This window comes from Streptomyces sp. NPDC033229, assembly GCF_055576875.1.
The window spans coordinates 1-9,730 of sequence record NZ_JBVIQR010000095.1; the positions used below are offsets into that span (position 1 = coordinate 1).

7 protein-coding genes and 1 pseudogene are annotated in these 9,730 nt (G+C 61.7%); all 8 read left to right on the top strand.

The window, feature by feature from the left end:
* Nucleotides 1-1,488 precede the first annotated feature (1,488 nt).
* Nucleotides 1,489-2,463 carry a glycosyltransferase family 4 protein gene (locus ACZ53N_RS35145; protein ID WP_469144824.1) on the top strand — a complete coding sequence of 325 codons (975 nt, stop codon included), beginning with the start codon at nucleotides 1,489-1,491 and terminating at the stop codon, nucleotides 2,461-2,463.
* On the top strand, nucleotides 2,460-3,578 hold the full coding sequence (locus tag ACZ53N_RS35150) for a polysaccharide pyruvyl transferase family protein (RefSeq protein ID WP_469144820.1): 1,119 nt from the start codon (nucleotides 2,460-2,462) through the stop codon (nucleotides 3,576-3,578). The genes ACZ53N_RS35145 and ACZ53N_RS35150 overlap by 4 nt, the downstream gene beginning before the upstream one ends.
* A gap of 16 nt (nucleotides 3,579-3,594) precedes the next feature.
* Nucleotides 3,595-4,878, top strand: coding sequence for a glycosyltransferase family 4 protein (locus ACZ53N_RS35155; protein ID WP_469144825.1), 1,284 nt, complete (start codon nucleotides 3,595-3,597; stop codon nucleotides 4,876-4,878).
* Between the two features lie 36 nt (nucleotides 4,879-4,914).
* Nucleotides 4,915-5,949 (top strand): Vgb family protein, encoded by a 1,035-nt coding sequence (locus ACZ53N_RS35160; RefSeq protein WP_469144821.1) that lies wholly within the window; start codon nucleotides 4,915-4,917, stop codon nucleotides 5,947-5,949.
* 317 nt (nucleotides 5,950-6,266) lie between these two features.
* Nucleotides 6,267-7,208: an aldo/keto reductase gene (locus ACZ53N_RS35165; protein WP_469144826.1), complete on the top strand. Its 942-nt coding sequence runs from the start codon at nucleotides 6,267-6,269 to the stop codon at nucleotides 7,206-7,208.
* Nucleotides 7,209-7,245: 37 nt separating this feature from the next.
* Nucleotides 7,246-7,521 (top strand): annotated as a pseudogene (locus ACZ53N_RS35170) (transposase); the annotation flags it as partial.
* 391 nt (nucleotides 7,522-7,912) lie between these two features.
* Nucleotides 7,913-8,857: an LCP family protein gene (locus ACZ53N_RS35175; RefSeq protein ID WP_469144822.1), complete on the top strand. Its 945-nt coding sequence runs from the start codon at nucleotides 7,913-7,915 to the stop codon at nucleotides 8,855-8,857.
* A 96-nt stretch (nucleotides 8,858-8,953) separates the two neighbouring features.
* On the top strand, nucleotides 8,954-9,613 hold the full coding sequence (locus ACZ53N_RS35180; protein WP_469144823.1) for a sugar transferase: 660 nt from the start codon (nucleotides 8,954-8,956) through the stop codon (nucleotides 9,611-9,613).
* Nucleotides 9,614-9,730: the final 117 nt, after the last annotated feature.

The window sequence follows — 9,730 nt, forward strand, 5'->3', positions numbered from 1 at the left end:
GCTACCTCGCCGGCCTCCACCTGCGCGCTTCATTGATCTGGATCAAGGACCTCACCCGGACCAGCCCTTGATCACAACCGAATACGCGCCCTAGGCCCATAGCAGCCGACTGAGCGGCCGGTGGAGACCTGCACGTTCATCCCCGGGCTTCGTGTACTTCCCGGAGCAGTAGGGGCGGTCCGCAGGCGATCCGGCCGACCGGCAGGAGCGCCCCGTCCAGGATCACGAAGTCTTCCGCGCTGCAGTCCGCAAGGCTTCCTCAGGTGCCGGTGCGAGGACAGCCAGGACGTCGACAGCCTCGTGCACGCAGCGGCAGATCGCGGCAGTATCGGTCGCGAACCGGGCGCAAGTCTCACCACACCGCAAGCCCCGTTCGGTTTACGGATTGTATGTCAATATCTCTATACGGCTGGCTGCTGCGGCTTTCGGGTGCATTCGTGTCCACCGGAGTTTTATCTCGCATTTGTGTTGTGATGACTGCAATGGTTGCGGACGTCCCTCCGTTACTTTTCGTCAGAGGATCGCACTATGAGGAGCAGTGATGAGGTACCTGGCCGGTCGAAGTTGCCCCCAGACTGGGACATGCGGTGCGGTACCGCCGACGGGAATGGAGATACCTACGTAGCGCGGACCGAGCATCCCCTGTACCGAGTGAGATTTTGACTCAATCGGTTGCCGACAGCAACTTGAACGAAGGATGTCAGACGTGCAGCTGTGCTTTTTGCGCGCTCATGTGCTATCGACACCGACTGCATACCCCAGCACCCCTAGATTTATCGTCTGGCCGAGGATGCTCCCGACTCATTCGGCGTCAGCTGGATCCGGAAGCACTGCACAGGCTCCATAGTGGAACTATATGGGGCTGCAGGTATGCCCTACCCCCTGCCGCCCGCCCTCTGGAAGCGACGAGATCGCTCTATGCCTACTGGGACAGGGAGAGGCACTCCTGGAACACACCGCCAGGCGGAGGGTCACTTCGTCCGCAACCTCCTGCAGATGACCCTGTTGCCTACTTATCGGTGTCCTCGCTGGTACCGACGGACGAAGTCCTTTATTCCGACCAGAATCGCCAATCCATAGGCGACTCCCCCAGGGCTGGTTGCCCCTTGCACCCGTAACCCCTCTCACAGGAACAAGGGGCAACCCCACCTACCACGTTTCGGGCAAGCCAGCGTCAGCCAGGTATCCGGACACCCATATCGCTCTGGTCTGAAAGGTGAAAGGCCGGTAGGAGCACCCCTGTCTGTCGCACCGACACGTTCATAGTCCCCAGCCCGCTTGTGAGTCCTTCTCGGAGATTCCGCGTTGCCTACTCTCACCCTGACATCAGGTTCCGCGTCCACCATTCCCGCATCCGCATGCCGTGTGTCTCCCGTGCTGCGTGTGGCGGTGAGCTCAAAGCCCTTTGTTCGTAACACTGGCGGGAACACCACCTATGTCCGGGCTATCTACGAACATCTGGAGAGCTATGGGGTGCAAGCCCAGCCCATGTGGCCGCGACTGGGGCAGCTGCCCAGCCTCCCCCGAGCGGTGGCTTATGCCGTAGCCGACGGGCTGGTCGCCCCTTCCCGAGTCTTCACACGGGATGCCGATGTTCTCCATTTCCCCGCCGATACCGGGGCTTTAAGGGCATCACATGCCCCGATGCTGGCCACAGTGCACGGTGCGGCTTCCTTGCACCGTGCAGTAAGAGGTTCCCTGTCCGCAAAGGTCTGGCACACCCGTACTGGGCGGCTGGCACGAGTTGCCGATGCTGTAGTGACGGTCTCTGTCTCATCAGCTAACGACCTGATGCGCTCCTTCGATATCCCAGCCGGGCGTATCCACGTGATTCCTCACGGGGTCAACACCAGGCGGTTTCACCCTCAAAGCCATGCGGATGCCAAAGTTTTGGCATCGCTGCGCCTTCCCAGAAGGTTCGTGCTTTATCTAGGTAACCTAGATCCCCGGAAGAACGTCACGACGTTGGTCGAAGCCATGGGCATCCCTTCCCTGGCGCGCCTGAGGGTGCCCCTGATCGTAGCTGGTGCCGGCGCCTGGCAATCCGGCCCGATTCTCAAGGCCGTGGCCGGATCGCCTCATACCCGATATCTGGGACCGGTCGAAGATGACATGGTTGCCCCTCTGATGCGTGCCGCAGCCGTGTTCGCCTTCCCCTCTCACTACGAGGGTTTCGGCCTGCCCGTCCTGGAAGCGATGGCTTGTGGAACCCCCGTGGTGACCACACGAGCCGGGGCTCTGCCAGAGGTCTGCGGCGATGCTGCACTCACCGTGCCTGCCCCCACTCCCGGTACGCTGGCTAGGGCTCTGGCGGAGGTCCTCACCGACGGCTCTCTCGCGAATCAGTTGCGGGCGGCGGGAATCGCCCGGTCTTCGGGATTCACGTGGGATGCTTCCGCAGCGGCCCACTATGACTTGCTCAGGCTGCTCGCCGACGGCGCTCATCGGCGGCGGTCGGGGTGATCGCCTTGATCCACGCGTATAGTCGGGGCAACAGCGGCGATGGGCTCCTGGTGGATGAGAGCCTGTCATTGCTCGATCGCTTGGGTATCAGCCGCGACCGTATTCGGCTCGTAGCCCTGGACCCGGCTTCCTTCAGCGATGTACCTCAGGTCATGGGCGCCACCGCCAGTGCCGCGGACGCGGGTCGATGGCAGCGTGCGGCTTGCGGGGCCTGGCTTCTGGCAGGGTTGCCTCACAGGGTACGTTCCGTCGTCGGCAGTGCTGAGGCTGTGGTAGCGGTCGGTGGCGGCTACTTACGGGCGGACAGTCGGCGGGCAGCAGCAGCCACACTTCTAGCCCATGGTGGACAACTGCGCGTGGCGGCAGCGGCTGCACGCCGTGGCACCCCTGTCCTCTATCTTCCGGGGAGCATCGGCCCCCTAGACGGCTCCGTAGGGCGTCTCCTGTTGCGCTGGCTCAGCCACATCCCTCATCTGACGGTCCGCGACGACCGCAGCCTCCTACTGGTTCCCGGCGCCCAGCGGTTTCCCGACCTGGCTGTCTTGCGTCTCGCCCGTGAGGCACCCCTTGCGGCCGTGCCGGGTCCCGGCCAAAAGGTTCTGCTCGCCTGCCGCGCGCTCCCGCGCGCTGGGGGCTACGTGCATGCCTTGCGCACTCTGGTGCAAGTGTCGGCTTCTTCAGGAGATCACCTCAATGCCGTTCTGCAGTCTCAAGCCGGCAGGAACAACCGAGACGCCGCCTTCATGGCCAGTATCGGTCTCTGGGTGTGGCAAGCCATGAGGATGCGGGAAGCCCTGGCGGCCCACCGCCCGGCTGTGGTGGTCTCAGTACGTCTGCACGGTGCCCTGGCTGCCCTGCTCGCAGGGGTCCCGGCTATCCACCTGAGTTACGAACGCAAGGGGCCGGCAGCCTTCGCTGATCTGAATCTCATGCCTTGGCTTCACCACGCCCGCACTTTCGACCCGTACGTCGTACGAGCCCAGATCGACAGTATCAAAGCCGACCCGGGCCCCTACTGGAACCGTGTGTACGACGCCCTGCCCGAACTGCGCTTTCAAGCCCGGGCCCTGGACAGATTCGCCGCCCACGTGCTATCAGGCGACCAGCATGCGTAAGCGCCGGTTGTCTGAGATGAGTGCGAGCTCGCTCCTGGCCGCATCCGTTCCCCCTTCAGATGGTCTCCTGACTGCCCTCGCAACCATCGCCTCGCCGGTCCCCGACGGCTCAGCCCCACTGGCTCCGTCCAGTACACCACGGATCTTGCACGTAGCCGAAGCCTTCGGCGGAGGTGTCGCCACCGCACTCGGCGACTATGTGGCCGCCACAAGCGATCTCGAGCACTGGCTTCTGGTATCTGTCGCTGCCGCCTGCCCGGTCGACATGCCTGACGAGGCTAGCCCTGCGGCCGTCCTTGCACTTCCCGAAGGCCACCGCGCCCGCCTCCGAACCATCGCCGATGCTTACAAGCGGCTACGGCCCGACCGCGTCCACGCCCATTCCTCTCGTGCTGGCGCCTACGTCCGTCTCATTCCAGCTATCCCTGCAAGTGCCATCGTTTACACCCCTCACTGTTACGCCTTCGAGCGCCGCGACGTCTCCGCCATCACACGAGCCATGTACGCCGCCGCTGAGTATCTCCTCGCCCGGCGCAACGGCGCCGTAGCCGCGTGCAGCCCCCGCGAGGCTCACTTAGCAGCCCGTTTGCGCCGAACGCAACGCATCATTCACGTCCCCAACGCAGCTCCCCCGCCTTCCACTTCTCCTGGCGTGGCTTCTCTCAGCCTCGCAACGTCGCCGCCTACCGCAGTCGCCGTCGGACGACTTTGCTCTCAAAAGGACCCGGCCTTCTTCGCCAGAACAGCCACCTCGAGCCCTAGTCCAGCCAACTGGGTCTGGATCGGGGACGGCGACGCCCGCTACCGCCGTATCCTCCGCGAGGCTGGTGTCCAGGTCACCGGCTGGCTTCCACGTGCCGACATTGCCAGCATGCTCCGAGAAGCCGATGTCTATGTGCACACGGCGGCGTGGGAAGGCAGCCCTCTCGCCGTGCTGGAAGCCGCGGCCGCCGGACTGCCCGTAGCAGCCCGTGCCATCTCCGCCTTTGAGGCCTTGCGTCTGCCTGACCTGGCGGCAACCCCCCTCGATCTGGCCACCACTGCCCTCCGCCTTGCCAAGCCTGGGCCCCACGTCGCCGCCCACCGAGTTCTCCTCAACCAGGCGCTGAAGGAACATACACGCGCCCACCAGTCCGCCCGCCTCGCCCGGGCCTACAACCTCACCAGCCAGAGGCAAGCTCACCACCTCTCGCAACCCGGTATCGCCCGCTCCATGCCGACAACCGACCCGCCGCTGCTTCTCCAGCCTCACTCCATTCCGCCACCGAACAAACTTTGGCTCCCGCAGCCACGTCCGTAGATCTAGATCACTCTCACCTCCCAAGAGGACTGACCCATGACCATTCAGGCACCCCCGAGCCCAGCCGAGCCTGACGAGCCCACCCCAACTGCGCCCGGCCGTCTCCCCAACCAGAGCAACCCGCAAAGCCTGAGCACCACCTGCACGGTCGCCGGACCCACCCCGCGCTACACCAAGGCCGCCACCGGGCTCGGTAATGCCTCAGCCGGCGGCATCGCGCTGGACGGCCACGGTCACGCCTACATCACCAACTTCTACACTGGGGTGCTGAACAAGGTAGACCTGGCCACCAGACACAAAACAGCAGTTGCCGAGATGGGCCAGGCCAATGGCATCGCGCTGGACGGCCACGGTCACGCCTACATCACCAACTTCCACGCTGGCGTGCTGTATAAGGTGGACCTAGCTACCGGGCACAAGACCACCATTGGTGTTGGCCTCGACTACGCCGCTGGCGTTGCCGTGGACGCCGATAACACCAATGCGTACGTCGTTTCATGCACCGGGAAATTGCACCGGATCACACTGAGCACTCGGTCCCGCGAGGAGGTCGCCTGTGACTTGCGGGCTCCATGGGGCATCAAACTCGACGGTCTGGGCCATGCCTACATCACCAGCCACACTGGGGCTCTGTACCAGGTAGACCTGACGACGGGCGGCACAACTGAAGTCACCTACGGCCTTGGCAATGCCTACGGCGTTGCGCTGGACAGCCAAGGTCACGCCTACGTCACCAATTACGATGGCGAGGCGCTCTACCAGGTTAACTTGGCTACAGGCCAAAAAATCAAGGCCGCCTCCGGTCTAGGCACCGCCTACGACGTGGCTCTCGACGACCACGACCGTGTCTATGTCTCGAACACCCGCGGCATCCTGTGGCGGATCGATATGCCCCCCGTCAACAGCGTTTGTGACCAGGCGGCTCAATGCGGCCAGAACCCCATGCCCTCAGGGTTCTGCTCCCCAGACTGCTGCACGGATACCACCTCGCCGCGCACCCGCAACTGCCGGAACTGCGCCTTTGCCCGGAGGGAGTTCCGAAGTGATCACAGCCTGCGTCCCGAGTCCTAGGTCCTTGCTGCGAACCCAGCTTCCTCACCTAGAGACCGCACAGCCCCTGACGTCATCGATAAATCATAGGTCTATATGTTTCACGGGAAACAACGACCGTCGCCTGACGGCACACCTAATGTCAGCACCTTGGGTGCCAAGCAAAATGGCAACGAGCGGCCAGAGACAAAGTCGAGCGGACAAAGAAGACTGCCCGACTGAGGGACTGGCTCAGCAACAAGGCACTGCACGCGCCGCCCAGTGACCAGAACGGACACATCATGGAGCCGGGAACGCCGCACACCCCGTTCGCGCCACAGGGGGCCGGCCCGAACTACATGCCATACCGCCGTACGGGAACAAGCGGACTACACCTGTCTGCTTTGTCACTCAGCTTGCCATGCGGTAGGCGTCACGGCCAGGAAGAGCAGCGAAAATTGATCGCCAGTGCCTTCGCCAGGGGGATCACTCACTTCGACCTCAGCCCCTCCCCCGCTCTTCTCTTCGGCACAGCACCAGACGTCCTGGCTCACTGCCTAACAGATGTGCACCGCTGGCGCGATCAGATGACGATCTCCACTCGCGTCGGATTCGGCACTGGGCACGGTCCACTGGCGGGATTCGGTTCCCGCAAGCACATCCTCTCCTCACTCGAAGAGACCCTACGACGGACTGGCCTGGACCACCTGGACGTGCTCTACGCCCATCGCTATGACCCCACCACTCCTCTGGAAGAGACAATGGGTGCGCTCGCTTCCGCGGTGCACCAGGGAAAGACCCTCTACATCGGCCTGTCGGGCTACGCTCCAGCATCAGTAAGCCGGGCTACATCTATTCTGCACCAACTGGGAACTCCCGCAATCGCCTGCCAGGCCCCATATTCCCTTATCAACCAGTGGGCCAAGGAAGGTTTACTGGATGTTCTAGACCTTCACCACATGGGATTCATTGCAGATTCCTCATTAGCGCATGGCGTATTCGGTCCTCACTCTCCGGGGTGCGCAGTACCGTGCGGCAACACAGCGCGCTGGGTAACCGAGGAGGATGCTGCAGCCATTATCACACTAGAGGGTATTGCCGCCGCACGAGGACAAACCATTACACAGCTCGCTTTGAGCTGGGTATTACATGACAGCCGTGTCACCTCAGCACTAGTCGATGCATGCCCTTCACAATTGGACGAGGTATGCGCCGCCCTGAATCATATGGAGTTCACTCATTCTGAGCTCGCTGCCATCGCCGCCGCAGTCAGCACAGATTCATCCGAGCCACACAATTAGCCCGGATGCCGAGACCGCAATAAAGGAGTTAGCGGGTGTGGGCAAGAAACCACCATGGCTGATCTCAGATGAACTGTGGTCGCTTATCGAGCCACTGCTGCCCGAGCAGCAGCCAAAGGGTCGACGGACTCCAGGGCGGTCACGGATAAGCGACCGGAACTGCCTACAAGGCGTGCTGTTCGTCCTTTACACCGGGATCCAGTGGGAGTGGCTACCGAAAGAACTGGATTTCGGCTCCGGAATAACTTGTTGGCGCCGGCTAAAGGAATGGAATGAAGCCGGAGCATGGGACGCTGTGCACCTGACAGTGCTGGCTGAATTGACCAGGCCCACCACTCCAACAGATCAAGGCACTGGTCAACTACGTGAGCAACAGAGATCTCACCCATTTCCCGGTCAGTCCCGACCAAGAGGGAGAGAGGAGATCACAAACAGCCAGGCCCGCCCAGCGATCTCCCTGCATAACGATTCAATAGAGGTTCCACCACCCCTCATTGAGGACAAACAGCGCACTTCCGGGAATGGCCCCTGAATCGAATGTTTATATTTACAGCAGCGGGGACGACCGAGGCGGGATCGGTGTTAGCGAGAATAACCCGAGGCGGACAATGAGTAATGAGCGCACAGAAATTCGAGTCCGACCTCGAAGAAGAAGGGCACGCCGGGTCTTCTTACTGCTAGTAGTCGTGATCACACTGCCCACTATGGCAGCGGCCGGCTGGGGATTATGGAGGGCCCACACTCACGAAGGGAATATCCGCAGGATTCCCGACGCACTGCCCAGCAATGCTGATCGACCAAAACCGAACGCACAGGGAATACAGAACTGGCTGCTCGTGGGTTCAGACCGACGCACGGAAAGTCCTACAACAGGGAGACAAGCAAAGGGCCCATCTTGGAGATTCGGGGCGCAACGTGCGGATGCCATTATGATCGCACATATGGGACGCGACCATGACGTTATTGATACCGTTTCGATCCCGCGCGATGCCTGGGTGTCCGTCCCCGGCAAAGGCCGGGCCAAAGCAAATGCGGCCTTTTCTTGGGGGGGCACTCGTCTCCTCGTCCGGACTATGGAGCAGCTGACGCATGCCCGTATCGATCACGTCATGGTCATCGACTTCAACGGATTCATCAGGATGACTGACGCCTTAGGCGGTGTAGAAGTCACGATTACTCATCGCGGCTACGACCCTGCCAACCATGTCTACTGGACTCCTGGGCGCCAGCACCTGGACGGCGAAAAAGCTCTGAAATTCGTTCGAAACCGTTACGGACTCATCGGCGGTGACTTTGATCGAATTCATCGCCAGCAAGCTTTTCTGGCGGCTCTTTCAACTCGCCTTTCTTCCACAAGTGCAGCATTCAACCCACTAAAACTCGACCGGTTTCTGGCTGCTACCGCCGACGCCGTCAATGTGGACTCTCAGGCGGACTCCGGCGTGCTGCGCTCAACCGCAATGCGCATGGCACAGAGCAGCTTGCGCTTTTGGACTTACCCGGCAGCCGGTACCGGACATGAAAGCGGACAGAGCGTTGTTTACCTCGATTCCTCAGAAGGCACCCGACTGTTTAAAGCTCTGCGCAGCGACCGAATGGCTGACTACGCAGCTCGTCACACCCCTGAAGACGCTCGGCGGACGCCGTAAACCGCAAGCGCCGGGCAAGTAGCCCTCCCTTACCCAACTGCTCACCAGTAAAGCGCTCCGCAAGCCAAAGCCTCAATACAGTCCTGAAAATGAGCCATGAATCCAACATTGACGCCTATCCCTACCCGCAGTTTCCCGACTCCGCCGGTGGGAAGTCGAAGATCCAGGCCGCTATGGCTGGACCAAGTCGCGGCGGTAGCGCTACTGACCATCACCTGTCCCTTACTGGTCGTCGCTGCCCTAGCCCTACGCCTCACGTCTCCCGGTCCTGTCTTCTTCCGACAGGTTCGGCTAGGCCTTGCAGGCCGCCCCTTCACCATGTGGAAGCTGCGCACCATGCACGTGGGTTCTGAGGAGAGACTTGCTGAATTGAAGAGCCAGCACGGTGCAGGTATGGCACCACTGTTCAAGATCCGTAATGATCCTCGCGTTACCACCATCGGCCGTTGGTTACGGCGCACGTCATTGGATGAACTGCCTCAACTTCTCAACGTCGTGCGCGGCGAGATGGCGCTAGTGGGGCCAAGGCCCGCATTACCAGAGGAGATCATCTTCTGGGAGCCTCATCATTTCGAACGCCTCACAGTGATCCCGGGCATGACCGGACTGTGGCAAGTCTGCGGACGCTCAGCTCTGCCTTGGCGCACATCGCTCGCTCTCGATGTTCACTACGTGCGCCGCCGCTCCCTTGCGATGGATTCATGGATCCTCATTCGCACCATCATGGCCGTTCTTCGTGGTGTCGGAGCCCATTGACAGCATTGAGCCTTTTCCATCCTTAGGTTGTGGTGTTGAGGTGGAGGGTGAGGATGGCCTGGACGGTGCTGGTGATGCGCGGGTGGTGCTGCAGCGGGGTTTTCTGAGGAGCCGCCA